Source organism: Bradyrhizobium sp. USDA 376, assembly GCF_054063675.1.
In genome coordinates this window covers 5,575,201-5,599,400 of record NZ_JBSSGN010000001.1, presented here as the reverse complement: position 1 = coordinate 5,599,400, position 24,200 = coordinate 5,575,201, and the positions used below count along the sequence as shown (strand labels likewise).

The 24,200-nt window shown below is 64.1% G+C and carries 24 protein-coding genes and 2 pseudogenes; 12 read left to right on the top strand and 14 right to left on the bottom strand.

The annotated features are described in order from the left end of the window. Positions 1–42 precede the first annotated feature (42 nt). Positions 43–648 (top strand): LOG family protein, encoded by a 606-nt coding sequence (locus tag ACVJ19_RS25735; RefSeq protein WP_453951904.1) that lies wholly within the window; start codon positions 43–45, stop codon positions 646–648. On the opposite strand, the gene ACVJ19_RS25730 is transcribed toward ACVJ19_RS25735, so the two are convergent. The 5 genes and pseudogenes from ACVJ19_RS25730 to cysS all read right to left on the bottom strand — a co-directional run. Beyond that, positions 649–1,026, bottom strand: coding sequence for a VOC family protein (locus ACVJ19_RS25730; RefSeq protein WP_453951903.1), 378 nt, complete (start codon positions 1,024–1,026; stop codon positions 649–651). Between the two features lie 139 nt (positions 1,027–1,165). Continuing rightward, positions 1,166–2,764 carry a citramalate synthase gene (gene cimA / locus ACVJ19_RS25725; protein ID WP_453951902.1) on the bottom strand — a complete coding sequence of 533 codons (1,599 nt, stop codon included), beginning with the start codon at positions 2,762–2,764 and terminating at the stop codon, positions 1,166–1,168. Then, positions 2,761–3,252, bottom strand: coding sequence for a GNAT family N-acetyltransferase (locus tag ACVJ19_RS25720; protein WP_453951901.1), 492 nt, complete (start codon positions 3,250–3,252; stop codon positions 2,761–2,763). Before ACVJ19_RS25720 ends, cimA begins: the two co-directional genes overlap by 4 nt. A gap of 115 nt (positions 3,253–3,367) precedes the next feature. After that, a pseudogene (locus ACVJ19_RS25715) lies at positions 3,368–3,511 on the bottom strand (CysS/YqeB C-terminal domain-containing protein); the annotation flags it as partial. Between the two features lie 372 nt (positions 3,512–3,883). Continuing rightward, positions 3,884–4,990, bottom strand: a pseudogene (gene cysS / locus ACVJ19_RS25710) (cysteine--tRNA ligase); the annotation flags it as partial. A 283-nt stretch (positions 4,991–5,273) separates the two neighbouring features. Between cysS and ACVJ19_RS25705 the strand changes: the two are divergent. Both ACVJ19_RS25705 and ACVJ19_RS25700 read left to right on the top strand, forming a co-directional pair. Beyond that, on the top strand, positions 5,274–5,579 hold the full coding sequence (locus tag ACVJ19_RS25705) for a hypothetical protein (protein WP_453951900.1): 306 nt from the start codon (positions 5,274–5,276) through the stop codon (positions 5,577–5,579). 154 nt (positions 5,580–5,733) lie between these two features. Next, entirely contained in the window at positions 5,734–6,933 is a 1,200-nt protein-coding gene (locus ACVJ19_RS25700) for a DUF2865 domain-containing protein (protein ID WP_453951899.1), read from the top strand. Positions 6,934–6,987: 54 nt separating this feature from the next. Here ACVJ19_RS25700 and ACVJ19_RS25695 read toward each other — a convergent pair whose 3' ends face one another. After that, complete coding sequence (locus ACVJ19_RS25695; RefSeq protein WP_456739454.1) at positions 6,988–7,896, bottom strand: DUF2189 domain-containing protein; 909 nt, start codon at positions 7,894–7,896, stop codon at positions 6,988–6,990. A 530-nt stretch (positions 7,897–8,426) separates the two neighbouring features. On the opposite strand from ACVJ19_RS25695, the gene ACVJ19_RS25690 reads away from it, so the two are divergent. The 5 genes from ACVJ19_RS25690 (at position 8,427) to ACVJ19_RS25670 (ending at position 12,957) form a co-directional block, all read left to right on the top strand. Further along, on the top strand, positions 8,427–9,260 hold the full coding sequence (locus ACVJ19_RS25690; RefSeq protein WP_453951898.1) for a cytochrome c oxidase subunit II: 834 nt from the start codon (positions 8,427–8,429) through the stop codon (positions 9,258–9,260). Positions 9,261–9,338: 78 nt separating this feature from the next. After that, positions 9,339–11,117: a cbb3-type cytochrome c oxidase subunit I gene (locus tag ACVJ19_RS25685; protein ID WP_453951897.1), complete on the top strand. Its 1,779-nt coding sequence runs from the start codon at positions 9,339–9,341 to the stop codon at positions 11,115–11,117. Beyond that, positions 11,114–11,818 carry a cytochrome c oxidase subunit 3 gene (locus tag ACVJ19_RS25680; protein WP_453951896.1) on the top strand — a complete coding sequence of 235 codons (705 nt, stop codon included), beginning with the start codon at positions 11,114–11,116 and terminating at the stop codon, positions 11,816–11,818. The genes ACVJ19_RS25685 and ACVJ19_RS25680 overlap by 4 nt, the downstream gene beginning before the upstream one ends. A 14-nt stretch (positions 11,819–11,832) precedes the next feature. Next, a complete protein-coding gene (locus tag ACVJ19_RS25675; RefSeq protein WP_453951895.1) occupies positions 11,833–12,555 on the top strand; it encodes a heme-copper oxidase subunit III family protein in 723 nt (240 codons plus the stop codon). A gap of 9 nt (positions 12,556–12,564) precedes the next feature. Then, a complete protein-coding gene (locus tag ACVJ19_RS25670; protein ID WP_453951894.1) occupies positions 12,565–12,957 on the top strand; it encodes a cytochrome C oxidase subunit IV family protein in 393 nt (130 codons plus the stop codon). Positions 12,958–13,126: 169 nt separating this feature from the next. Here the strand turns inward: ACVJ19_RS25670 and ACVJ19_RS25665 are convergent, their stop codons facing one another. The 3 genes from ACVJ19_RS25665 to ACVJ19_RS25655 are packed head-to-tail and all read right to left on the bottom strand — an operon-like array spanning position 13,127 to position 16,651. Next, positions 13,127–14,884, bottom strand: a complete 1,758-nt coding sequence (locus tag ACVJ19_RS25665; protein WP_453951893.1) for an NAD+ synthase — start codon at positions 14,882–14,884, stop codon at positions 13,127–13,129. A gap of 20 nt (positions 14,885–14,904) precedes the next feature. Next, positions 14,905–15,258 (bottom strand): diacylglycerol kinase, encoded by a 354-nt coding sequence (locus tag ACVJ19_RS25660; protein ID WP_211403330.1) that lies wholly within the window; start codon positions 15,256–15,258, stop codon positions 14,905–14,907. Between the two features lie 4 nt (positions 15,259–15,262). Then, a complete protein-coding gene (locus tag ACVJ19_RS25655) occupies positions 15,263–16,651 on the bottom strand; it encodes a class II 3-deoxy-7-phosphoheptulonate synthase (RefSeq protein WP_453951892.1) in 1,389 nt (462 codons plus the stop codon). 180 nt (positions 16,652–16,831) lie between these two features. Here ACVJ19_RS25655 and ACVJ19_RS25650 point away from each other — a divergent pair, with 180 nt between their 5' ends. After that, positions 16,832–17,728 carry an alpha/beta hydrolase family protein gene (locus tag ACVJ19_RS25650; protein WP_453951891.1) on the top strand — a complete coding sequence of 299 codons (897 nt, stop codon included), beginning with the start codon at positions 16,832–16,834 and terminating at the stop codon, positions 17,726–17,728. Positions 17,729–17,735: 7 nt separating this feature from the next. Here the strand turns inward: ACVJ19_RS25650 and ACVJ19_RS25645 are convergent, their stop codons facing one another. Both ACVJ19_RS25645 and ACVJ19_RS25640 read right to left on the bottom strand, forming a co-directional pair. After that, on the bottom strand, positions 17,736–17,999 hold the full coding sequence (locus tag ACVJ19_RS25645; protein WP_453951890.1) for a hypothetical protein: 264 nt from the start codon (positions 17,997–17,999) through the stop codon (positions 17,736–17,738). 186 nt (positions 18,000–18,185) lie between these two features. Further along, positions 18,186–19,670, bottom strand: coding sequence for an aldehyde dehydrogenase family protein (locus tag ACVJ19_RS25640; protein ID WP_453955205.1), 1,485 nt, complete (start codon positions 19,668–19,670; stop codon positions 18,186–18,188). A gap of 113 nt (positions 19,671–19,783) precedes the next feature. On the opposite strand from ACVJ19_RS25640, the gene ACVJ19_RS25635 reads away from it, so the two are divergent. Further along, positions 19,784–20,866 (top strand): substrate-binding domain-containing protein, encoded by a 1,083-nt coding sequence (locus tag ACVJ19_RS25635; RefSeq protein WP_453951889.1) that lies wholly within the window; start codon positions 19,784–19,786, stop codon positions 20,864–20,866. A gap of 78 nt (positions 20,867–20,944) precedes the next feature. Next, on the top strand, positions 20,945–21,319 hold the full coding sequence (locus ACVJ19_RS25630) for a winged helix-turn-helix domain-containing protein (protein ID WP_453951888.1): 375 nt from the start codon (positions 20,945–20,947) through the stop codon (positions 21,317–21,319). Positions 21,320–21,332: 13 nt separating this feature from the next. Here the strand turns inward: ACVJ19_RS25630 and ACVJ19_RS25625 are convergent, their stop codons facing one another. Further along, on the bottom strand, positions 21,333–21,710 hold the full coding sequence (locus ACVJ19_RS25625) for a hypothetical protein (RefSeq protein WP_453951887.1): 378 nt from the start codon (positions 21,708–21,710) through the stop codon (positions 21,333–21,335). A gap of 156 nt (positions 21,711–21,866) precedes the next feature. Beyond that, positions 21,867–22,442, bottom strand: a complete 576-nt coding sequence (locus ACVJ19_RS25620) for a hypothetical protein (protein WP_453951886.1) — start codon at positions 22,440–22,442, stop codon at positions 21,867–21,869. A 164-nt stretch (positions 22,443–22,606) separates the two neighbouring features. Here ACVJ19_RS25620 and ACVJ19_RS25615 point away from each other — a divergent pair, with 164 nt between their 5' ends. Further along, entirely contained in the window at positions 22,607–23,545 is a 939-nt protein-coding gene (locus ACVJ19_RS25615) for a LysR family transcriptional regulator (protein WP_453951885.1), read from the top strand. Between the two features lie 54 nt (positions 23,546–23,599). On the opposite strand, the gene ACVJ19_RS25610 is transcribed toward ACVJ19_RS25615, so the two are convergent. Further along, positions 23,600–24,184, bottom strand: coding sequence for a TIGR00645 family protein (locus ACVJ19_RS25610; protein WP_453951884.1), 585 nt, complete (start codon positions 24,182–24,184; stop codon positions 23,600–23,602). Positions 24,185–24,200 lie beyond the last annotated feature (16 nt).

The following is a 24,200-nucleotide window of genomic DNA, read 5'->3' as shown; positions in this document are numbered from 1 at the left end:
ATTGGGCTTGACGCCTCTTCGCTGCAATGCATCATGGCACCAATGAGCACTATCAAAACCGTCTGTGTCTATTGCGGCTCCGGCCCCGGAACCAATCCCCGCTTCACCGAAGGCGCCAAGGCGTTCGGCAAAGCCCTCGCCGAGAACAACATCCGCCTCGTCTATGGCGGCGGCTCGCTCGGCCTGATGGGCTCGGTCGCGACCTCCGTGCTCGATAACGGCGGCACCGTCACCGGCATCATTCCCGAATTCCTGCGGTTGCGCGAGAACGCGCTGACCCGCGTGCAGGAGATGATCGTCACTCCCGACATGCACGAGCGCAAGCGGCTGATGTTCGAACGCTCCGATGCCTTCGTGGCCCTGCCGGGCGGCGTCGGCACGCTGGAGGAGCTGGTGGAGCAGCTGACCTGGAAACAGCTCGGCCGTCACGCCAAGCCGGTGCTGCTCGCCAATATCGACAATTTCTGGGAGCCGCTGTTCTCGCTCTTGTCGCACATGCGCCAGACCGAGTTCATCCGCGCCGGCCTGACGGTCGACATCATCAAGGCCGATCGCGTCGAGGAGATCCTGCCGAAGCTGAAGGCGGCCGCGGCACAGATCGCCGAAGAGCAAAAGCAGCTCGCCCCGGAAGTCGCGCGCAAGCTCTGATCAATCCTGCGGGAACGTCACCGCCTCGATCCGATTGCCGTCGGGATCGGTGACGAAGGCTGCGTAGTAACGCACGCGGTCATGAGGACGGATGCCGGGCGCACCGTCGGAAGCGCCACCGGTCGCAAGCGCGGCCGCATGGAATGCATCGACCTCGCCGGTCGTCTTCGCTCGCAGGCAGATGTGCGCGCCGCTTTCCGGCGCGACGCGCGGCAGGGCCTCGCGCAAATTAATCCAGAATTTCGGATAGGCTTTGCCGAAGCCGACCGTCCGCGGCCGCGTGACGAGGCGGGTGAGGCCGAGAGTGGCGAGCGTTGCCTCGTAGAATCTTGCGGCGCGATCGAGATCGCTGACGCCGACGGAGATGTGGTCGATCATGCCTTGCCCTCTCCTCATCCCAACTGTCATCGCCCCGCTCGACCGGGCGATCCAGTACTCCGAGACGCCGCGGCGTTACGGAGAAGCCGCGGCGTACTGGATACCCCGCTTTCGCGGGGTATGACAGCCGTCGTGGGGCTTACGCCGGCGCGCCCGATTTCACGAGCTTGTAGATCACCGAATCCATCAGCGCCTGGAACGAGGCGTCGATGATATTCGGGGATACGCCGACCGTGGTCCAGCGGTCTCCGTTCTCGTCTTCGCTCTCGATCAGGACGCGCGTGACCGCGCCGGTGCCGCCATTGAGGATACGCACGCGGTAGTCGATCAGCTTCAAGCCCTCGATATATTTCTGGTACTTGCCGAGGTCCTTGCGGAGCGCAACGTCGAGCGCGTTGACGGGGCCGTTGCCCTCGGCGGCCGAGATCAGATGTTCGCCCGCGACGTCGACCTTGACCACGGCCAGCGCCACCGTGACGCGTTCGCCGAGCGCGTTGTAGCGCTGCTCGACATTGACGTCGAACTGCTCGACCTCGAAATAATGCGGCACCTTGCCGAGCGTGCGCCGCGCCAGGAGATCGAACGAGGCGTTGGCGGATTCGTAGGCGTAACCCGCGGCCTCGCGCTCCTTCAGCTCCTCGACGAGACGCGTCAGCTTCGGATCGCTCTTCTCGTAAGCAATGCCGGCCCGCTCGAGCTCGGCGATGACGTTGGAGCGGCCGGCCTGGTCGGACACCAGCACCTTGCGATGATTGCCGACCAGCTCCGGCAGCACATGCTCATAGGTCTGCGGATCCTTCAGCACGGCAGAGGCATGGATGCCGGTCTTGGTGACGAAGGCGCTCTCGCCGACATAGGCCGCATGCCGGTTCGGCACGCGGTTGAGCATGTCGTCGAGCGTGCGTGACACTTTCACCAGCGTCGCCAGCTTCTCGGACGTGACGCCGATCTCGAAGGCGTCCGCAAACTCCTTCTTCAATTTCAGCGTCGGGATCAGCGAGCAGAGATTGGCGTTGCCGCAGCGCTCGCCGAGGCCGTTCAACGTGCCCTGGATCTGCCGCGCGCCGGCGCGCACCGCGGCGAGCGAATTGGCCACCGCCTGCTCGGTGTCGTTATGGGCGTGGATGCCGACGTGATCGCCGGGGATGTGCCTGGTCACCTCGGTGACGATGGCCTCGACCTCGTTCGGCATGGTGCCGCCGTTGGTGTCGCACAGCACCACCCAGCGCGCGCCGGCCTCATAGGCAGTCTTGGCGCAGGCGAGTGCGAATGCGGCGTCTTCCTTGTAGCCGTCGAAGAAGTGCTCGCAGTCGAGCATCACTTCGCGGCCAGCCGCCTTTGCGGCGGCGACGCTGTCGCGGATCGAAGCGAGGTTTTCCTCCTTGGTCGTCTCCAGCGCGACCCGCACCTGATAGGCCGAGGATTTTGCCACGAAGCAGATCGCATCCGCTTTCGCTTCCAAAAGGCCAGCGACACCGGGATCGTTGGAGACCGAGCGCCCTGCCCGGCGCGTCATGCCGAAGGCGGTGAAGCGTGCATGATTGAGCTTCGGCCTGGAGCCGAAGAACTCGGTGTCGAGCGGATTGGCGCCGGGATAGCCGCCCTCGACATAGTCGATGCCGAGATCGTCGAGCATCGCCGCGATGACCTGCTTGTCGGTCAGCGTGAAATCGACACCGTTGGTCTGCGCCCCGTCGCGCAGCGTGGTGTCGAACAGATAGAGACGCTGCTTGTTCATGGCGCCGCTCCGAGCGTCTTCTTCATGGTGGTGTTGGCGAGCCATTCGTCGTTGATGGTGACGCTGTTGCGCTGCTGGGCTGTGTAGCCGCGCTTGGCGAAGAAGCCCTCCGCGGTGTCGCTGGCGTCGACCGAGAGACTCTTGGCACCGCGGCCGCCGGCGAGCTTCTCCAGCGCGTCAACCAGCATGGTCGCGATGCCCTGCCCGCTGACGGCCGGATGCACGTAGAGCATGCGGATGTGATCGGCGCCGCGCAGCGAGGCGAAACCGACGGGCGAGCCCTCGAGCGTCGCGATCAGCGTCAGGTCGGACGCGAGCTGCTTGCCGAACTCCTCGTCCTCCGCCGCCTCCATCCAGGCCTGCTGCTGCGCCTCGCTGTAGTCGTCGCCGGTCAGCTGCTCGATGCTGGCGGTGAAGATCGCAGCGAGCACCGGCACGTCATCAGGCAGGAAGGGCCGCAAGGCGGGCTTCGGCAAAGTCTGTCCCATCGTCTTCACCACATCCCATAGAGTTTCAACGCGATCGCCACAGCGGCACCGAGCAGCAGGATCTTCAGCGCGATGTAATAGAGCCAGTGCCGCGGAAAAGGCGTGTCGGGCCGCTTCATCGCGCGACCTCCCAGGTCGTCCCGTCCTTGGAGTCCTTGATCGCAATGCCCATCGCGGCGAGCTGATCGCGGATCCGGTCTGATTCTTTGAAGTCCTTCCGAGCTCGTGCAGCCGCCCGCTCGGAAATGAGCGCATCAACGGCGGCCACATCGAGCTCCGCAGATTTCTCTAATGGGACCAGCTCAATGTAATAGTGATGGCGCTCCTTCGCTTTGACGCCGATCTTCGCTAGCTCAGACTCGGCTTGCTGCACAATGTCGGGAAGATTGTTGGCCATCCCAGCCCTAAGCTTCAGCACATGAGGCATCGCTTCGAAAAGCGAGCCGGGCTTTACGTTCGAACCGGATACGTTCGTGTCCTCGAGAGCACCAATAGTTTCACCATTGAGCAGCCCCAAGAACTCGCAATTCTGAAAGAACTCGGGAGTGAGCCCCTCCGCACTTGACCTTTCCGAGAATTGCTTTCGCAACACAGCGACAGCATTCGGCGTATTCAGATCATCGCGAAGCGAATCGACGAGATCTTGCGTCGGCGTCGGCGCAATTTTTCTGAACTTTCTCTGCTGATAATCGTGTTGAGCTGCGGAGCCCGAGTACATTGCAGCCCAAAGACCAATCTCTTGGCGAGATTGCTCAAGGCGAGCAACGGTCCAATCAATCGGTTGCCGATAATGCGTTTGCAGCATCGAATACCTAATTACGGGCCCCGTCCACGAACCCAGCAATTCGCGAATAGTGACGAAGTTGCCGAGGCTCTTCGACATCTTCTCACCCTCGACCTGCAGGAAGCCGTTGTGCATCCAGGTGTTCGCCATGCGCTCACGGTGGAACGCGCAGCAGGTCTGCGCGACCTCGTTCTCATGATGCGGAAACACGAGATCGATGCCGCCGCCATGGATGTCGAAATGCTCGCCGAGATGCTTCCAGGCCATGGCCGAGCACTCGATGTGCCAGCCCGGGCGCCCCTCAGCCGCAATGCCGGCCGGCGACGGCCATGACGGCTCGCCGGGCTTGGACGGCTTCCACAGCACGAAGTCGGTGTTGCCCTTCTTGTAGGGCGCGACATCGACGCGGGCGCCGGCGACCATCTCGTCCAGCGAGCGATTGGACAGCGCGCCATAGCGCGGCAGCGTGGAGTTGGCCGCGTTCATCGCCTGCGGCGAGAACAGCACGTGGTCGTCGGCGGCATAGGCAAAGCCGCCCTTGAGCAGCCTTTCGATGATCTCGCGCATCTCGGCGATATGCTCGGTCGCACGCGGCTCGACGCTCGGCCTGAGCGCAACGAGCGCATCGACGTCGGCATGAAACTGCCTGCCCGTCTCTTCGGTAACCTTGCGGATCGCCTCGTTCAGCGGCAGGCCGGGAAAGTCGCGCGCAGCGCGGTCGTTGATCTTGTCGTCGACGTCGGTGATGTTGCGGACATATTTGACGTGCGCCTCGCCATAGAGGTGGCGCAGCAGCCGAAACAGCACGTCGAACACGATCACCGGCCGCGCATTGCCGATATGGGCGAAGTCATAGACGGTCGGTCCGCAGACATACATGCGGACGTTCTTCGGATCGAGCGGTACGAACGGCCGCTTCTCCTTCGTCAGCGTATCGTAAAGGCGTAATTCCATATGGACACCCGTCGGCTGTTGGCCGGGCGTCCAGTGCTCTCAATGTGTTTGAGAAAAGACGGCTCCAGCCAGCGAATCGCTAGCTCGTAATCTCGCAAATGATGCAAATGGCGAGGAGACCGTTCATGCGGGAACATATGGGCTATGAGGCCACCTTCCGTCAAGGGAGCCGCGAAAATGCCGCCTTCTGCCCGCAATGCGCGCCGACCCGCCGCAATGGTTCCATTCCCCTTAACCTTTTGAGTTTATTAAGCGCGAGCGGTCTCCAGCCCCCGGTACCCCCATGCGATCCCTGTTCGCGCTCGTCTCCTGTGCCTCCCTCGTCGCGGCCTCCGGCGCATTCGCCGAGACGCGCGTCTTCATCATCGCCAACCAGGCGGACGGCTACGGCGTCGACCAGTGCCTGGCCAGGGGCGACAAATGCGGGGCGCAGGTCGCACGGACCTACTGCCAGTCACGGGATTTTGCCCAGGCATCAAGCTATCGCCGGGTCGATCCCGACGAAATTACCGGCTCTGTCCCCAAAACCGGCGCAAACTGCTCCCATGGCCATTGCAACGAATATGTCGCAATCACCTGCCAGCGCTGAATTCCCTCGGAGCTGGCGGACCTTAGGACCAGTCTTCGGCCCCCGAAACGACGTGACGATGCCGCAGGAAGCGGCTATTGGAGGGCGCGCTTCGGCCCCCAAGTTACTTTGGAAAGTCACTTGGAAAGTCACGCTGGGCCGTGACCTCGCTAGAATGGCGGATATGCCTGAATTTTTGTCTCTCTCCCGTGCCCGCTCCCTCCTTGCCTGCACCGTGCTCCTGAGCACCATCGTGCTCGCCAATGGCGCTTTCGCGCAGGCCGGCCCGCCCGGCCCGCCGCCTCAGCCCGGCCAGAACGGGCTTGGCCCCAATCCGATGTGCGCGCGGCTGGAAGGCCAGCTCGCTGCGCTCGATCGTGGCGGCGGCGGCGGTGATCCCGCGCGCGAAGACCAGATCCGCCGCTATCAGGATTCCCAGGCCAAGCAGCAGGCCGAGCTCGACCGCGTCACGATGCAGGCCAAGCGCATGGGCTGCGACTCCTCCGGCTTCTTCTCGCTGTTCAACGGCCAGTCAGCGCAGTGCGGGCCGGTCAACACCCAGATCCAGCAGATGCGCGCCAATCTGGATCAGATCACCGGCAATCTCGAACGCCTGCGCGGCGGCGCCGGTGGCTTCAGCCCTGAGCGCGACAACCAGCGCCGCTCGGTGCTGATGGCGCTGGCGCAGAACAATTGCGGCCCACAATATGCCAACGCCGTGCAGTCGCAAGGCGGCGGCAACTTCCTGAGCAACCTGTTCGGTGGCAACAACAACCCGAACAATCCGCAAGCCGTGCCGCCCTCCGACCTCGGCCCGCAATCCGGCACCTTCCGCACCGTGTGCGTGCGCACCTGCGACGGCGCCTATTTCCCGATCTCCTTTGCCACCGTGCCGGCGCGCTTCCCCGACGACGAGAAGACCTGCAAGGCGCTGTGCCCGGCCGCCGAGGCCGTGCTCTACACCCATCGCAATCCCGGCGAGGACATGAACTCGGCGGTCTCCATCGGCGGCCAGCCCTACACGGCGCTGCCGACCGCGTTCAAATTCCGCAGCGAGTTCAACCCGTCCTGCTCCTGCAAGGCGGCCGGACAGACCTGGGCGGATGCGCTCAAATCGGCCGACGACAAGGCCGCGGCCGAGCAGCAGGGTGACATCATCGTCACCGAGGAGAGCGCCAGGAAGATGCAGCAGCAGCGCCTCAACAAGGGCGCGCCGCAGCCTGCCAACGCCAAGAAGGGCGCGGCGCCCGCGCCGACGACGGCCACCGCACCGGCCGCGACACCACCGGCAGACACCGGCACGGCTGCGCCGAGTTCAGAGAACAAGCCGATCCGCTCGGTCGGCCCGACCTTCCTGCCGCAGCAGCAGAAGTAGGCCCTAGCCCGTCATGCCCTGCGAAGGCGGCCGCCAGGCGCGGCCGTTTCGCTGTTACTGCTCGCCCTCGCGGCTCCACGGGAAGAGATTGGCCGGAAAGTCCGCTGCATAGCGCTTTCCCTTCGGGGGCGGCGGCAGCTCGTCCGGTGGATTCGGATTGGGCTCGACCACCCGCCGATAGAGGTGCCAGGTGGCATGACCGAGCACCGGCAGAACAACGGCGAGACCGACGAAGAGCGGCAGCGAGCCGATCACGAGCAGCGCCGCCACGATGAGGCCCCATCCGGCCATCGCAACCGGATTCTCCGCCACCGCCCGGAGCGACGTGCGGATCGCGTCGATCGCAGTCGCATGCCGGTCGAGCATCAACGGAAACGACACGACGCTGACGCACAAGGCCACAACCGCGAACAGGAAGCCGACACCGCAACCGACGAGGATGAGCGACCAGCCTTCCGGTGTCGTCAGCACGCGCGTTGCGAAGTCGGGAATGCTTGCGGCCGCCGCGTGACCGAAGATCGTGACGTAGATTGCGTTCGCGACACCGATCCAGGCCCCGAACAGGACCAGCAGGAGCACGCCGAGCTCGACCATGGCACCGAACGACGGCGCGCGCAGCACCTTGATCGCATCCCACGCATCGACCTCCTCGCCACGCTCGCGACGCCGGCTGAGTTCGTAGAGACCGATCGCGGCAAAGGGCCCGATCAAGGCGAAGCCGGCGGCCAGCGGAAACAGTAGCGGCAGCACCGAATAGCCGAGAACCATCCTGAACAGGACGAGACCGAGAACGGGATAAATCACGCACACGATGATCGCGTGGCTCGGCATCGCCTGGAAATCCTCCCAACCCAGGCGCAGGGCCTCGGTCAGGTCGGAAAAGCTGATCTTGCGAATGGGATAGGAGGCCGCTTCGCCGAACACGTGCCGCCTGATGAGGTTGGGGGAGTACAGAGTGGCCATGAACGGACCCTCCCGTGCTGAAAATCGCGGTTTTCGATAACACGCGCTTTTCAGCCACGCGTGTCCGCCTGACGAGCAGGAACCGCGATGGGTCGGGTACGGCAACCCAGGTTCAGCGAACGAGCCTGGCCGGACGGAACCCGTCGCGACCTGCCTCGCAAGCTTAGCGCGCGCGGAGCACAGCTGCACTCACGGTTGGGTGAATTGTGCACCAGCGCAGATTTGTGCGTTGCATCAGCCAGACCCAACATGCGCACCTGATGCCATGCCGATTTGCCGAGCGATGGCAACCACGCCACGTCGGTGCACCTCCATTGCTCTATTGACGCCGGATAGGGCTGGTATCATTTTAGACGCAGACGCCCTTAGAGTTGATGGTCGCGAGCGTTCTCTTTCGCGACCAGTGGAATGGGCGAGGCAAAAGGCCGGCGATGGCAAAGATGCCAACCAAGAAAGGCCAGCCATCGCGACAGACATGAGCTCCGCCCCGGATTCGTATCCGCAGCCTTCGATGGCAAGGATGGATCAGGATGGCTGTCGCACTGATACTGCTTCTGGTCGCAATCGGCTCGGTGCTGTTTCACATCTACAGCCCGTGGTGGTGGACGCCGATCGCCACCAACTGGGCCTATATCGACCACACCATCAACATCACGTTCTGGATCACGGGCTTCGTTTTCGTCGCGGTCATCGCCTTCATGGCTTACTGCGTCTTCCGCTTTCACCACAAAGAGGGAAGACGGGCTGACTACAATCCGGAAAACAAAAAGCTCGAGTGGTGGCTGAGCGTCGGGACCGGCGTCGGCGTCGCGGCCATGCTGGCGCCTGGCCTCGTGGTCTGGCACCAGTTCGTGACGGTGCCTGCGGATGCCACCGAGGTCGAGGTCATGGGCCAGCAATGGCAGTGGAGCTTCCGACTTCCAGGCAAGGATGGAAAGTTGGGCACATCCGATGTCCGCAGCATCGCTGCCGACAATCCGATGGGGCTCAATCGTGACGACGCACACGCGCAGGACGACGTCGTGATCGAGAACGGCGACCTGCACCTCCAAGTGGGAAAGCCGGTCAAGGTTCTGCTCCGCTCGGTCGATGTCCTGCACGATTTCTACGTGCCCGAGTTCCGGGCCAAGATGGACATGGTCCCAGGCATGGTGACCTATTTCTGGATGACCCCGATCCGAACCGGAACGTTCGATGTTCTCTGTGCAGAGCTTTGTGGCGCTGCTCACTATCAGATGCGGGCCAAGGTCATCGTCGACGAAGAGCGTGAATATCACGCTTGGCTGGAGCAACAAAAGACGTTTGCAGAATTGTCGCCGGCAAGAGCCGTCGTGAAGGCGACGTACCAATCCGGCGGCAAGTAGCAAGCTGCCGCCGCGAAGATGAATCGGGTGCATGAGGCCAACGCCTCACCCCCGATGGAAACGACCGAGGAGGTTTCTATGGTCGATATTCCATATGAAGGGGTCGCAGGCGTCCCGCCTGCCGAAGTACCCGATGTCGAGCTTTATCATCCGAGGAGCTGGTGGACACGGTATGTCTTCTCGCAGGATGCCAAGGTGATCGCCATTCAGTATTCGCTGACGGCCTCGGCCATCGGGCTGGTGGCCCTGGCGCTGTCATGGCTCATGCGGCTGCAACTGGGATTCCCCGGCACCTTCTCTTTCATCGATGCCAACCAATACCTCCAGTTCATCACCATGCACGGCATGATCATGGTGATCTATCTGCTCACCGCATTGTTCCTGGGCGGCTTCGGCAACTACCTGATCCCGCTGATGGTCGGCGCCCGGGACATGGTCTTTCCTTACGTGAACATGCTGAGCTACTGGGTCTACCTGCTCGCAGTCCTGGTGCTGGCGTCGACCTTCTTCGTGCCCGGCGGCCCCACCGGCGCCGGCTGGACGCTGTATCCGCCACAGGCAATCCTCTCGGGAACGCCCGGGCAGGATTGGGGCATCGTTCTGATGCTGGCCTCCCTGATCCTCTTCATCATCGGCTTCACCATGGGCGGACTGAACTATGTGGTGACCGTGCTCCAGGCACGCACCCGTGGCATGACCTTGATGCGTCTGCCCCTGACCGTTTGGGGCATCTTCACGGCGACCGTCATGGCGCTGCTGGCATTCCCTGCGCTGTTCGTCGGCTCGGTGATGTTGCTGCTCGACCGTCTCTTGGGAACCAGTTTCTTCATGCCCGCCCTCATCGAGATGGGCCAGCTCAGCAAATACGGAGGCGGCAGCCCGCTGCTGTTCCAGCACCTGTTCTGGTTCTTCGGCCATCCCGAGGTCTACATCGTCGCCCTGCCCGCCTTCGGCATCGTCTCCGATCTGATCAGCACGCATGCGCGCAAGAACATCTTTGGCTACCGCATGATGGTCTGGGCGATCGTGGCCATCGGCGCGCTCAGCTTCATCGTATGGGCACACCACATGTATGTAAGCGGCATGTTCCCGCAATTCGGGTACTTCTTCGCCACCACGACGCTCATCATCGCGATCCCCACCGCGATCAAGGTCTATAACTGGGTGCTGACCCTGTGGCGCGGCGACATTCATCTCACGGTGCCGATGCTGTTCGCCCTTGGCTTCATCATCACCTTCGTGAACGGCGGGCTCACCGGCCTCTTCCTCGGCAACGTCGTCGTGGACGTGCCCCTCTCGGATACCATGTTCGTGGTCGCGCATTTCCACATGGTGATGGGCGTGGCGCCGATCATGGTCGTGCTCGGCGCGATCTATCACTGGTACCCCAAGGTGACGGGGCGGATGCTGAACGACGTGATGGGCAAGTTCCACTTCTGGGTCACCTTCCTCGGCGCCTACCTGATCTTCTTCCCGATGCACTATCTTGGATTGCTCGGGGTTCCGCGCCGGTATTTCGAACTCGGGGACGCGTCATTCATCCCGTCCTCGGCCCATTCACTGAACGCCTTCATCTCCGTAATCGCCTTGACCGTCGGCTTCAGCCAGATGGTGTTCCTGTTCAATCTTGTCTGGAGCCTGTTCAAGGGTGAAGCCTCAGGCGGCAATCCGTGGCGGGCGACGACGCTGGAGTGGCAGACGCCGGAGACGCCTCCAGGACACGGCAACTGGGGCAAGGAGCTCCCGGTCGTGTACCGCTGGGCCTATGACTACAGCGTGCCTGGCGCCGCGGAGGACTTCATTCCGCAGAACCAGCCGCCACGCGCGACGCAGCTCGTTCAGGGAGCTGCTTCGTGAGTGCCATCATCCTGTTCCTGGCTGTGCTTGCGGTGATCGCCGGATGGTGGCTGTCGCAGCAGCGGCTGACGGCCAAGCCCTGGCTGGAGGAAGGCGCGGTCGGCGACTTCCCCGGCGGGGATGCCATGACGTGGCCCGCAGCGAAGGTCGGACTTGGGGTGTTTCTCGCTGTCGCGAGCGCATTATTCGTCCTCTTCATCAGCGCCTACTCGATGCGCATGAGCGTGGTGGACTGGCGGCCGATGCCGGTACCGCGGCTGCTGTGGGTCAACACGGGCGTCCTGGTCCTGAGCAGTGTCGCGCTGCAATGGTCGTACGTGGCTGCTCGGCGACACGATACCGAGACCGTCATGATCGGCCTGCTCGCTGGCGGAGCATGCGCCGTGATCTTCCTCGCCGGACAGCTCCTGGCCTGGCAACGGCTCGGGGCTGCCGGATATTTCGTGGCGTCCAATCCGGCGAATTCCTTCTTCTATCTGTTGACTGCGGTGCACGGGCTGCATCTGACCGGCGGCCTGGTGGCCTTGGGCCGCACCTCAGCCAGGATGTGGCGCGGCGCCGAGATCGCCGACATGCGATTGAGCGTGGAACTGTGCGCCATCTACTGGCACTTCCTGCTGTTGGTCTGGCTTGTCCTGCTCGGTCTTCTCACCGGCTGGACCGATGATTTCGTCGACATCTGCCGCCGGTTGCTGAGCTAGGGAGGCAAGACCAGATGGCTGAGACCGTGCTGACAAATCCGGGCCAATCGCCTGCGCGGCTTGAAGGCTGGCGCGGCATCGCCGCCGACTGGGCGTCGGATCAGCGCGCCTTCAAGAACGTGTCCTGGGGCAAGGCCATGATGTGGATCTTCCTCCTCAGCGACACCTTCATCTTCAGTTGCTTCCTGCTCTCCTACATGACGGCGCGCATGTCGACGACCGTGCCGTGGCCCAACCCCAGCGAAGTCTTCGCCCTCAACATCGCCGGCCAGCACATTCCGCTGATCCTGATCGCCATCATGACGTTCGTCCTGATCAGCAGCAGCGGCACGATGGCGATGGCCGTCAATTTCGGCTACCGCCGCGATCGCGTGAGAACCGCAATCCTGATGCTGGTCACTGCAGCCTTCGGCGCAACCTTCGTCGGAATGCAGGCCTTCGAATGGACCAAGCTGATCATGGAGGGGGTCCGGCCCTGGGGCAATCCATGGGGGGCGCCGCAGTTTGGCGCGAGCTTCTTCATGATCACCGGCTTCCACGGCACCCATGTGACGATCGGTGTGATCTTCCTGATCGCCATTGCGCGGAAGGTTTTCCGCGGCGACTTTGACGTCGAGAGGCGCGGCTTCTTCACGAGCCGCAAGGGGTACTACGAGATCGTCGAGATCACGGGCCTGTACTGGCACTTCGTCGACCTCGTGTGGGTCTTCATCTTTGCATTCTTCTACCTTTGGTGAGGTCGGCGCATGACAAACGCGGCAATACACATGGAAGGACAGCTCCACGCTCCGGCGCATGGCGCAGTCGCAACGGGAGCCGTTCACGCCAAGGGTCAACAGCACCCGATCAGGCTCTACCTCGTGGTCTGGGGCTGGTTGTTCGTCCTCAGCACGTGCTCCTATCTCGTCGACTATTTTGGCCTGCACGGCTATCTGAGGTGGTCGCTGATCCTGCTGTTCATGATGTTGAAGGCCGGCCTGATCGTCGCCGTCTTCATGCACATGGCCTGGGAGCGACTGGCCCTGGCCTATGCCATCCTGTTGCCGCCGATCGCGGTATTGGTATTCGTGTCGATCATGGTGCTCGAATCTGAATACACGCACTTCCTGCGCGTGCTTTTTTTCGCAAGCCCGTCGTAGCACTCACTGAATCCGCACGCTCCACTGTCATGCCCCGCGAAGGCGGGGCATCCAGTACTCCGTGGCAGGAGCCGGTTTCTACAACGTCCGCCGCGGAGTACTGGATCATCCGCCTTCGCGGATGATGACAGATAGACGTGTAGCGAGACCGTCCGCCTCTCCCCCGGCGCTACCCCTCGAACGCGTCGATCGACGCATTGCTGCCGCGCGAGACCAGCGTCTCGTCCGGCGCGGGCAGCCCCTCGCCCTTGTCGCGGAAGCGGTTGGTGATGGGATAGCGGCGGTCGCGGCCAAAGTTCTTAGGTGTCACCTTCACGCCGGGCGCAGCCTGGCGGCGCTTGTATTCGGCGACGTTGAGAAGGTGGTCGATGCGGGTGACGATCTCGCGGCCGAATCCGGCGGCGATGATCGCCTCGAGTGGCTCCTCGCGTTCGACCAGCCGCTCGAGGATGGCATCGAGCACATCGTAGGGCGGCAATGAATCCTGGTCGGTCTGGTTCTCGCGCAGCTCTGCCGTCGGCGGACGCGTGATGATATCAGGGGGAATGACCTCGCCCGCAGGGCCGAGCGCGCCATCCGGCTTCCAGCTGTTGCGCAAGCTCGCCAGCCGAAACACCTGCGTCTTGTAGATGTCCTTGATCGGGTTGAAGCCGCCATTCATGTCGCCATAGAGCGTGGCGTAGCCGACCGACATCTCCGACTTGTTGCCTGTCGTCACCACCATCAGGCCGGTCTTGTTGGAGATCGCCATCAACAATGTGCCGCGGGTGCGGGCCTGGAGGTTCTCCTCGGTGATATCTGGGGGCAGGTTCTTGAAGATGCCGGACAAGATGGTCTCGAACCCGGTCACGGCTTCCGCGATCGGCAACACCTCGTAGCGGATGCCGAGATGGCCGGCGAGCTCGCCGGCGTCGGCGATCGAATGTGCCGCCGTGTAGCGATAAGGCAGCATCACGCCATGGACCTGGTCGGCGCCGAGCGCATCGACCGCGATCGCGGCGCAGAGTGCGGAATCGATGCCGCCGGAAATGCCGAGCAGCACGCCGGGAAAGCCGTTCTTGGCGACATAGTCGCGCAGGCCCAGCACACAGGCTGCGTAGTCGGCCTTGTCGCCCTCGACCTGCTCCGCGATCGGCCCCGTGCAGCGCCAGTCGTCGCCGTTTCTGGTGAAGCGGAGCGTGGCGACGTTTTCCTCGAACGCCGGCAGTTGCGCTGCGAGCGAGAGATCGCCGTTAAGCGCGAAGGACGCGCCGTCGAACACCAATTCGTCCTGGCCGCAAGTTTGGTTGAGATAGACCAGCGGCAGCCCGCTCTCGGTGACGCGCGCGACCGCGACCGACAGGCGTACGTCGTTCTTGTCGCGGGCGTAAGGCGAGCCGTTCGGCACCAGGATGATCTCGGCGCCGGTCTCGGCCAGCGTCTCGACCACGTTCTCGTAGTCCTCGGACTCCTCGAGCCAGATGTCCTCGCAGATCGGCACGCCGATGCGGACGCCGCGCACCGTGACGGGGCCGGCCGCGGGACCGCGCGCAAACAACCGCTTCTCGTCGAACACGCCGTAGTTCGGCAGATTGCACTTGAAGCGAAGGGCGGCGATACGGCCGCCGTCGAGCAGCGCGCAGGCATTGTAGAGCCGGCCGCCCTCGACCCAGGGCGTGCCGACCAGCATGGCCGGACCACCGTCCGCGGTCTCGCGCGCGAGCGCCTCGATCGCGGCGCGGCAGGCGGCCTGGAAGGCCGGCTTCTGCACGAGGTCCTCCGGCGGATAGCCGGCGATGAACAATTCCGGAAACAGCACCAGATCGGCGCCGTCGCCGGCGGCTTGCGCGCGAGCGGCGCGCACCTTCGCGGCATTACCCTCGATGTCGCCCACGGTCGGATTGAGCTGGGCGAGCGTGACCGCGAATGCGTTGAGACGTTCGGTCATGGAGCCCTTTTCAATTCTCGTCAGACGAAACCCAGCCGCTCGACGATGGCGAAGATCCAGAACGCGCCCGCCATCAGCAGCGCCACACCGACGGCAGCGGAGCCCATGTCCTTGACGCGGCCGATCTGCTTGTCGTGATCCATGGTCAGGCGGTCGGCGAGCTTCTCGATCGCGGTGTTGAGCAGCTCGACCGTCAGCACGAACGCGACCGCACAAACCAGTTCGACCGCACGCATCGCCGTCGCGCCGATGAACCAGGCCAGCGGCAGCGACGCGAGGAGCGCAAATATCTCCTCGCGGATGGCCTGCTCCGAACGGAACGCAAAAGCCAGACCGTTGCGGGAATTGATCGTGGCCTTCCAGATTCGCAGCAAGGTCCTAGAGCCCCGCTGCGGCCGGCATCGGCTTGGTCTTGCCGGCGCGTTCCTGCTTCAGCAGCTCGGCGACCAGGAAGGCCATGTCGATGGATTGCTCGGCGTTGAGGCGGGGATCGCAGACCGTGTGGTAGCGGTCGTTGAGATCCTCGTCCGTGATCGCGCGGGCACCGCCGAGGCATTCGGTGACGTCCTTGCCGGTCATCTCCAGATGCACGCCGCCGGCATGGGTGCCTTCCGCGGCGTGGATCGCGAAGAACGACTTCACCTCGGACAGGATGCGGTCGAAGGGGCGCGTCTTGTAGCCCGACGTCGAGGTGATGGTGTTGCCGTGCATGGGATCGCACGACCAGACCACCACTTTGCCCTCGCGCTGCACCGCGCGGATCATGTTCGGCAGATGCTCGCCGACCTTGTCGGAGCCGAAGCGGCCGATCAGCGTCAGCCGGCCCGGCTCGTTGTCGGGATTGAGCACGTCGATCAGCTTCAAGAGCTCGTCGGGCTTCAGCGACGGGCCGCACTTCAGCCCGATCGGATTCTTGATGCCGCGGAAATATTCGACATGGCCGTGATCGAGCTGGCGGGTGCGGTCGCCGATCCAGATCATGTGGCCGCTCGTCGCATACCAATCGCCGGTGGTGGAATCGACGCGGGTCATAGCCTGCTCGTAGCCGAGCAGCAGCGCCTCGTGGCTGGTGTAGAAATCGGTCGAGCGAAGCTCGGGATGGGCCTCGAGATCAAGGCCGCAGGCGCGCATGAAGTTGAGCGCGTCCGAGATGCGATCGGCCAGCTCCTTGTAGCGGCGGGACTGCGGGCTATCCTTGAGGAAGCCGAGCATCCATTGGTGCACGCTGCCGAGATTGGCGTAGCCGCCGGTCGCGAACGCACGCAGCAGGTTCAGCGTCGCGGCCGACTGGCGATAGGCCATCAACTGGCGCTGCGGGTCCGGCACGCGCGCTTCCTTGGTGAAGGCGATGTCGTTGACGATGTCGCCGCGATAGCTCGGCAGCTCGACGCCGTTCACCTTCTCGGTCGGCGATGAGCGCGGTTTTGCAAATTGGCCTGCGATACGGCCGACCTTCACCACGGGAACGGCGCCGGCATAGGTCAAGACGACCGCCATCTGCAGCAGCACGCGGAAGAAGTCGCGGATGTTGTTGGCGCCGTGCTCGGCAAAGCTCTCGGCGCAGTCGCCGCCCTGGAGCAGGAAGGCCTCGCCGGCCGCAACGCGGGCCAGCGCCTTCTTCAGATTGCGCGCCTCGCCGGCGAACACCAGCGGCGGAAAGGTCGCAAGCTGCGCCTCGACGTCGGCCAGAGCCTTGGCGTCGGGATAATCGGGCACCTGTAGCACCGGCTTGCTGCGCCAGGACTCGGGCGTCCACCGCTCGGACATCGCAATCTCTCCGTGAAGCAAAAAGCACAACCTGATCTGTGGGTTGCGAGGGCCGCCTTATACACAGGCTGGCAAAGGACCGCCAGTTGTAAATCCATTTCGCATTGCAAACCCTTGCGGGCAAAGCTGAATTCGCATTTGCTAGGGGTAGCGAGGAAACCGGCAAGACACCTTCCGCCCATGGACGCGGCATTGGACGACGTTTTCATCGACGAGATCAGCTTCCCGGCGACCGACGGGTATGGGCTGGCCGGCACCCTGTTCCTGCCGCGCGGCGCCAAGCGCCACGCCGTCCTGATCAATTCGGCCACCGCCGTCCCGCGCAAGATCTACCGCGGCTTTGCCTCCTATCTCGCCCATCGCGGCTGTGCGGTGCTCACTTACGACTATCGCGGCATCGGCGACTCCCGGCTGCCGGCGATGGTCGGCTACAACCAGCCGAAATCGCTGGTCGGCTTCAAGGCTTCGATGTCGGACTGGGCGGCGCTCGACGTCACCGCCGCCGTGCGCTGGATGCGCGAGCGTTACAATACGTTGTCGCTTGCCTATGTCGGCCATTCCTTCGGCGGCCAGGCGCTCGGGCTGATCGCGAACAACGGTGAGATCTCCCGCGCCGCCTTCGTCGCCTCGCAGGCCGCGACCTGGCGGCTGATGACCTCGCCGGAGAAATACCGCGTCTACGCCTTCATGAATTTCGTCGGCGTGCCGCTGGCCCACGCGCTCGGTTACGCGCCGGGCTGGGCCGGCATCGGCGAGGATTTGCCCAAGGGTGTGTTCCTGCAATGGGCCGAGTGGGTCTCGAGCCCGCGCTATCTGTTCGATTCAAAGCTGCCGGCGCTGGACAATTTCGCCAAGTTCAAGGGCGAGCTGCGCGCGCTGTGCTTCTCCGACGATCCCTGGGCGACGCGGCCCGCCGTCGAGCTGCTCGCGGGCGGATTCACCGCGATCAAGCCGGAAGTGTTGACGGTGAAACCGTCCGACGTCGGCGCCAAGGCCATCGGCCATTTCGGCTTCTTCCGCCCCGAGCACCGCGACACGCTGTGGCGCGGCGTCGCGGAATGGATCCAGGGGGAGTGAAGCTGCGTCAGCGAATGATCGTCGTCAGCGACGAGTAACGCCTGTTCGGCTTGGCGTCGCCCGGCGCAAACTGTGCAAAGGCTTCGCTGACGCGGACCGCCGGCGGCGTGTCGCTCGCGAACCGAAACTCCTTCGGTTTTGGCGCATAGAAGCTGGCGCGGTAATAGGCGTCGTCGAAGCGCGCCTCGCCGACGCCGAACACTGCGTCGCAGGCGAACAGGAGCGCGTACACTCCCGCAACCGCCACGACGATCTCCCTGAAGATTGACATGATGATGCCCTGCCCTTTTGCGGGCAGGATGCAGGTCGGTTCCCAAGCTCTGGTTTAAGGCGCCGTGCTTCTTGTCGAGAGGGTTTGCGGCCGCTGAGCCGAATACAGACAATTTTATCGATCTCGAAAAGGAGCCCGCCTGACCGGACGATCAGGCGGGCCCAGGATTGGCCGATCGGGAGGTTATCAGACGGCCAGATTCATCCACACAGCCTTGGGCTCGGTGAAATTGTCGATCGCGGCGGTGCCGTGCTCGCGGCCGAGGCCGGAGTCGCGCTCGCCGCCCCAGGGCAGGCGCACGTCGGTATAGCCATAGGTGTTCATCCAGACCGTGCCGGCGCGGGCCCGCTTGGCGAAGCGCTGCAGCTTGCCGATGTCGCGGCTCCAGACGCCTGCCGCGAGGCTGTAGGCGGTGCCGTTGGCGATCCGTAGGGCGTCGGCCTCGTCCTTGAACTTGATGACGCTGACGACGGGGCCGAAGATTTCCTCCTGCGAGATCCGCATCTCGTGCGCCACGCCCGCGAACACAGCGGGGCTGATGAAATACCCGCGCTCGCCGACCCGCGTCCCGCCGGTGACGAGGCTCGCCCCTTCCTTCCGGCCGATATCGACATAGTCGAGGATCGATTTCATCTGCTTCTCGGAGATGACGGGGCCGAGCGCCGTCTTGCGGTCGAGCGGATCGCCGATCCTGAGCGATTTCGCGCGCGCAGCCAGCCGCTCGACGACCTCGTCATAGACCTTCTCCTGCACCAGCACCCGCGAGCCGGCCGAGCACACCTGGCCGGCATTGAAGAAGATGCCGGAGGCAGCCGCCTTGCTTGCGGCTTCAAGATCAGCATCGTCGAAAATGACATTGGCCGACTTGCCGCCAAGCTCGAGCGAGACGCGCTTGAAGTTGCCGGCCGCGCCCTTCATGATTCCGCGCCCCACACCGGGCGAGCCGGTGAAGGTGACCTTGTCGACATCGGGGTGATTGACCAGCGCATCGCCGACGACGCGGCCGGGGCCGGTGACGACGTTGAACACGCCCGCCGGCAGGCCCGCTTCCAGCGCGAGCTCGGCGATGCGCAGCGCCGACAGCGAGGTCAGCTCGGCCGGCTTCATCACGACCGTGCAGCCGCAGGCCAGTGCGGGGGCGAGCTTCCACATCCCGATCATCAGCGGGAAATTCCACGGCACGATCGCCGCAACCACGCCGACCGGCTCGCGCATGGTGTAGGTCAGGGCATCGTCGCGCACGGGCACGACGTCGCCGCTGATCTTGTCGGCCCAACCGGCGTAATAAATCAGAGTGTCGACGGCGGCCGGAAAGTCCTGGCGCATCGTCGCCGCAATGGGCTTGCCGGCATCGATCGACTCCAGCTCGATGATCTCCGCGGCGTGTGCCTTAAGCAGGTCCGCCCAGCGCAGCAGGATCTGGCCGCGCTCGGAGGCGCGCATCGTCCGCCACGGGCCTTCGAACGCCCGGCGTGCAGCCGCCACGGCATGCTCGACATCGGCTTCGCCACCCTCGGCGATGGTGGCGATGACCTGCCCGGTGGCGGGATTGAGGGATTTGAAGGTGCGGCCGGAGCTGGCGGAGACGCGGCGGCCGTCGATGAGCAGATGCTGAGGCCGGGCCATGAACTCGGTGGCCGGCGAATGCGCAAAGTCATATGCAACTGACATCATATTTCATCCTGTTCTAGTATGCCAGACTAGGCGTCTATTGGCTGGAGTAAATATGATATGATCTGCAAATGGATGCCGATCATATGAAGTGTAGTTCATAAGGAGGGTCAATGCTTCAGATCGAGATCGAGGCCGTCTGGCGGTTTCGCCGCGAGGGCAGCCCGCGCACCGTCGCCGTCATGCTCGGCGTGCTCAACGAAATCCGGAAGACCGGCAAGATCACCAGCGCCGCCAGCGACGCGCACCTCTCCTATCGCCACGTCTGGAATCTGATCGAGCAATGGTCGGAGTTCTTCGGCACGCCGCTGGTCGAGACCCAGCGCGGCAAGGGCTCAAAGCTCACGCCGTTCGGCGAGCGGCTGGTCTGGGCCGGCGAGCGCATGCAGGCGCGGCTCGGCCCGCAGCTCGACAACCTCGCCCAGGAGCTCGCGAGCGAGATCAAGCCCTTCCTCGAACAGCGCCCCGCCGTGATCCGCGTGCATGCGAGCCACGGTTTTGCGGTCGCAAAACTGCGCGAATTCCTCGACCGCGAGCCCGGCATCGGCGTCGACCTGCGCTATGTCAGCAACCAGCACTCGCTGGTCTCGCTGGCGCAAGGCGCCTGCGACCTCTCCGGCCTGCATCTGCCGCACGGCGCGCTGCGCGCCCAGGGCATCAAGGCGGCGCGCGAATGGCTCGATCCGCGCGAGGATCGCATCATCAGTTTTGTGACGCGCGAGATGGGCCTGATGGTCGCGCGCGGCAATCCGCTGCGTATCGCCTCGCTTCAGGACCTCACCGGGCCAAAGGTCCGCTTCGTCAACCGTGACCATGATTCCGGCACGCGGCTCTTGTTCGATCAGTTGCTCGCAGCAAACGGCATCGACGAAAGCAGGATCAACGGCGCGCAGCAGATCGAGTTCACCCACGCCGCGGTCGCGGCCTATGTCGCCAGCGGCATGGCGGATGCGAGCTTCGGCGTCGAGGCGGCCGCGCGACAGTTCGGCCTCGACTTCATCCGCATCCTCACCGAGGATTATTTCTTCGTCTGCAAGCGCGCGTTCCTGGACACCGCGCCAATGCAGCGCATCCTCGAGATCATCCGCAGCGCCGATTTTCGCGCCGCCGTCGCCACCCTGCCCGGCTACGTGCCGTCGGATACGGGCACCGTGACCGGCGTGAAGGCGTTTCTGGAGATGCACGCCGTGCGGTGACGAAGGACTGCGCGCTCACCTTGTCCACGGCGGGCAAGAGTGGCAATGTCATCAGGCAAAGTCCAAGAGATGCCAATCATGCCGCGCGCGAGCGCCAAACCGCTTCCCCAGTTGAGCCTCCGCATCGACCTCGACGGCGAAGACCGGATCGGCCCCGGCAAGATCGAGCTTCTGGAGCAGATCCGCGCGCAAGGCTCGATCTCGGCGGCCGGGCGCGCCATGGACATGTCCTACAAGCGCGCATGGGACCTCGTCGACGAGATCAACAGGATCTGCGGACATGCCGTGGTCGAGCCGCAGGCCGGCGGCAAGAACGGCGGCGGCGCGATGCTGACTCCATTCGGTGAGAAGCTTGTCGCGCGCTACCGCAAGATCGAGCGCGACGCCGCACGCGCCGTGCACAAGGAGCTGGAGGCGCTCAGGAGCGACATCGCCCGTTCGCGGAAGTCGTGAACACACTCTGCCACTAGTTCGGTCGCACCGTCACTTCCGGCATCGGCTGGGTCAGCGCTTCACCCAACAGGCTTTGCTCGTCCTTCGGAATCGAGAAGCGCACCTTGAAGCCGTCTTCGGTCTCGAGCGTGATGATGCGCTGGGTGGTGTCGGTCGATTGCTCCAGCACCCAGGACGCCAGCGGATAGGCGTAGCGCAGGCTCTGGTCGCCATAACGGACCTTCAGCGCGGCCTCGAGCAGTCCGGGCAGCGTCATGATGAGGGCGCCGACCTGGTTGAGCGAGACGCTGACAGCCGCGGGATTGCCCGTCACGTCCTCGAAGCCCAGCGAGATCGCGCCGCCGTCGGCCGCCACCTCGCAGCTCGTGAGCTGCCTGACTTTGATTTCCATCGAGAGCCCCGAAGCGCAGTTCCGCTATATCCTATAAGATATAGCGATACGTGCGATCGGGTCCAGCCGGTTCTTTTGGAATATCTCGAACCAGCCGGGGGAAGCGTGGCGTCGACTTCTGACGGCGACACGGGCCCGGCAGCGCCACACGGCCGGTCAGACCAGCGGCTCGTCCTTGAGCGCCGACACTACCTGCTCGCCGCGCTCGGTCAGGCGATAGGTCACCAGCGGCCGGCTCGATGGCGGCTTGCGATCGATCTCGACGATGTAGCCGCGCACCATCAGCGCTTCGAAGCTGCCGTAATAGCCGAACATGCTGATCCGGTTCTGCCTGAGCAGCTTGAACTCGCGCAGGAGGCGGATCTCGTTGCCCGAGAGCAGTGAGCGGCGCACGCGCTGCACGAATCGCGCGCGCTGCTCGAACCAGGCCTGATCAGGCAATTCATGCGAGGGCGCCGGGTCGTGCTCGCAAGGGCGCGCCTCCGTCGCGGCGTCGGCCATCACCTGTGGCAGGCATGGCATGCTGCTGATCACCGCTTCCCTGGCGACATCGAGCAATGCGATCGGCCAGCGCCGCTTGTTGTCCACCATGACCGGCGGCGGCACGACGTTGTCGCGCACCAATTGCTCGAAACGGCCGGCGGTCACGCCGACATAGGCGGCCGCCCGTCGGCGATCGACCAGACGGGTATCCGGCCCGTGCTCCAGCTCGCAAGCGATGTTCTCGTCCACCCCGAAATCCCCTGGCGCTTCGTTGCGCAAGGCATGGCGTCTTCCCGGCAGGGCCGGCCAAGCCGGCGGCGAACCTAAGGAGGAGGAGCGCTCTCGAAAAGCAGAGAATTTCGCACATATTGCTGCCGTTTCGGCAACGGCTATAGTCCTCCCAAGGGGACCCCATGCGATTTCATTCACCCGCCATCCAGTACTTCCACGCCGTCCGCCGCACCGGCTCGATCCGCGCCGCGGCGCGCGTCCTGAACGTGGCCTCCTCGGCCGTCAGCCGACAGATTCTCAAGCTTGAGCAAGAGGTTGGGTCACCCCTGTTCGAGCGCAATGCGCGCGGCCTGACGCTGACGACGGTCGGCGAGATGCTGGCCCGGCATGTCATGAACGTGCTCCAGGACCTGGACCGCTTCCGCTCGGACGTCGCATCGCTCTCCGGCGCCTGGAGCGGCACCGTCAGCATCGCCTGCATCGAGTCGCTCACGGAATCCGTCCTGCCTGACCTGATCGCGTCCCATCGGGGCCGGGCCCGCCGTGTCAGCTTCACCACCGAGGTGAAGGGATCGTCGGACGTGCTGGAGTCCTTAAGCCGCGGCGAAGCCGACATCGGCATCGCCATGGCGCTCCGCCACCCGCCCGACCTGCGGCAGGTCGCCTTGAAGCGGTTTCGTCTCGGCGCCGTGGTCGCACGCGAGCATCCGCTGGCGCGCCGCAAGACGGTGACGCTGGAGCAATGCCTCGCCTTCCCCGTCATCAACGCGCTGCCGGAGCTGTCGATCTATCATCTGCTGCAGCCGCTGATCGCGCAGCTCTCGGAGACGCCGGAGCCGGCGATTCAGGCCAACTCGATCGACCTGATGCGCGAGCTCGCCGCACGCGGCGTCGGTGTCGCCTTCCAGACCCAGCTCGGCATCGGCCGGCTGTCACGCGACAGCCAGCTCGTCTTCCTGCCGCTCGACAATGCCGGCAGCCCGGTCTGGTCCGACCTCGGCATCTATGTCCGCGCCGAGCGCACCCTGCCCGCCTACACCGAGTCGTTTCTTCAGGAGTTGGTGCGCGAGCTGGGCGAGCGCGAGCGGCGCGAGAACGCGACCTATCCTCAGACGTCCTAGCGCTCTCGACGCAGCACCGCGGCGCGTCTCGCACTCAAAGGCGGCCCCTTATGCTCAGCCGTGGCTTGCCTGCTTGCGGTGGCCGGTCTCGCCGAGGCGGTCGACCCAGGCAATGCCGATCGCCGAGAGGATGAACGTCAGGTGGATCAGCACCTGCCACATCACGCCGGTCTCGGTGAAATTGCTGCGCGTCGTACCGAGATTGCCGGCCTCGATGAAGGTCCTGAGCAGCGAGATCGAGGAGATGCCGATGATCGCCATCGCCAGCTTGATCTTGAGCACGCTGGCATTAACGTGGCTCAGCCATTCCGGCTCGTCGGGATGGCCGTTCAGGTTCAGCCGGGAAACGAAGGTCTCGTAGCCGCCGACGATCACCATGATCAGGAGGTTCGAGATCATGACGACGTCGATCAGCCCGAGCACGACCAGCATGATCTGCTGCTCGCTGGCGTCGAACGAGTGCGCAACCAGGTGCCAGAGCTCTTTCAGGAATAGCAGCACATAGACGGCCTGCGCGACGATGAGGCCGACATAAAGCGGCACTTGCAGCCAGCGCGAACCAAAGATGAGCTGGGCGAACGGACCGATTTGCGGTCGCGGCACGGCGTGCGCCGAAGGTGCTTTGCGTTCGGACGTCATGGATTACTCCGGATTG

Excerpts from the sequence above, each read along its gene's own strand:
- ACVJ19_RS25700 (WP_453951899.1), top strand. The coding sequence starts at position 5,734 with ATGGCGGATATGCCTGAATTTTTGTCTCTCTCCCGTGCCCGCTCCCTC.
- ACVJ19_RS25665 (WP_453951893.1), bottom strand. The coding sequence starts at position 14,884 with ATGACCGAACGTCTCAACGCATTCGCGGTCACGCTCGCCCAGCTCAAT.
- ACVJ19_RS25635 (WP_453951889.1), top strand. The coding sequence starts at position 19,784 with ATGCTTCAGATCGAGATCGAGGCCGTCTGGCGGTTTCGCCGCGAGGGC.
- ACVJ19_RS25720 (WP_453951901.1), bottom strand. The coding sequence starts at position 3,252 with ATGGGACAGACTTTGCCGAAGCCCGCCTTGCGGCCCTTCCTGCCTGAT.
- ACVJ19_RS25640 (WP_453955205.1), bottom strand. The coding sequence starts at position 19,670 with ATGTCAGTTGCATATGACTTTGCGCATTCGCCGGCCACCGAGTTCATG.
- ACVJ19_RS25675 (WP_453951895.1), top strand. The coding sequence starts at position 11,833 with ATGGCTGAGACCGTGCTGACAAATCCGGGCCAATCGCCTGCGCGGCTT.
- ACVJ19_RS25630 (WP_453951888.1), top strand. The coding sequence starts at position 20,945 with ATGCCGCGCGCGAGCGCCAAACCGCTTCCCCAGTTGAGCCTCCGCATC.
- ACVJ19_RS25695 (WP_456739454.1), bottom strand. The coding sequence starts at position 7,896 with ATGGCCACTCTGTACTCCCCCAACCTCATCAGGCGGCACGTGTTCGGC.
- ACVJ19_RS25615 (WP_453951885.1), top strand. The coding sequence starts at position 22,607 with ATGCGATTTCATTCACCCGCCATCCAGTACTTCCACGCCGTCCGCCGC.
- ACVJ19_RS25625 (WP_453951887.1), bottom strand. The coding sequence starts at position 21,710 with ATGGAAATCAAAGTCAGGCAGCTCACGAGCTGCGAGGTGGCGGCCGAC.
- ACVJ19_RS25705 (WP_453951900.1), top strand. The coding sequence starts at position 5,274 with ATGCGATCCCTGTTCGCGCTCGTCTCCTGTGCCTCCCTCGTCGCGGCC.
- ACVJ19_RS25730 (WP_453951903.1), bottom strand. The coding sequence starts at position 1,026 with ATGATCGACCACATCTCCGTCGGCGTCAGCGATCTCGATCGCGCCGCA.
- ACVJ19_RS25685 (WP_453951897.1), top strand. The coding sequence starts at position 9,339 with ATGGTCGATATTCCATATGAAGGGGTCGCAGGCGTCCCGCCTGCCGAA.
- ACVJ19_RS25690 (WP_453951898.1), top strand. The coding sequence starts at position 8,427 with ATGGCTGTCGCACTGATACTGCTTCTGGTCGCAATCGGCTCGGTGCTG.
- cimA (WP_453951902.1), bottom strand. The coding sequence starts at position 2,764 with ATGAACAAGCAGCGTCTCTATCTGTTCGACACCACGCTGCGCGACGGG.
- ACVJ19_RS25650 (WP_453951891.1), top strand. The coding sequence starts at position 16,832 with ATGGACGCGGCATTGGACGACGTTTTCATCGACGAGATCAGCTTCCCG.
- ACVJ19_RS25655 (WP_453951892.1), bottom strand. The coding sequence starts at position 16,651 with ATGTCCGAGCGGTGGACGCCCGAGTCCTGGCGCAGCAAGCCGGTGCTA.
- ACVJ19_RS25670 (WP_453951894.1), top strand. The coding sequence starts at position 12,565 with ATGACAAACGCGGCAATACACATGGAAGGACAGCTCCACGCTCCGGCG.
- ACVJ19_RS25735 (WP_453951904.1), top strand. The coding sequence starts at position 43 with ATGAGCACTATCAAAACCGTCTGTGTCTATTGCGGCTCCGGCCCCGGA.
- ACVJ19_RS25610 (WP_453951884.1), bottom strand. The coding sequence starts at position 24,184 with ATGACGTCCGAACGCAAAGCACCTTCGGCGCACGCCGTGCCGCGACCG.
- ACVJ19_RS25645 (WP_453951890.1), bottom strand. The coding sequence starts at position 17,999 with ATGTCAATCTTCAGGGAGATCGTCGTGGCGGTTGCGGGAGTGTACGCG.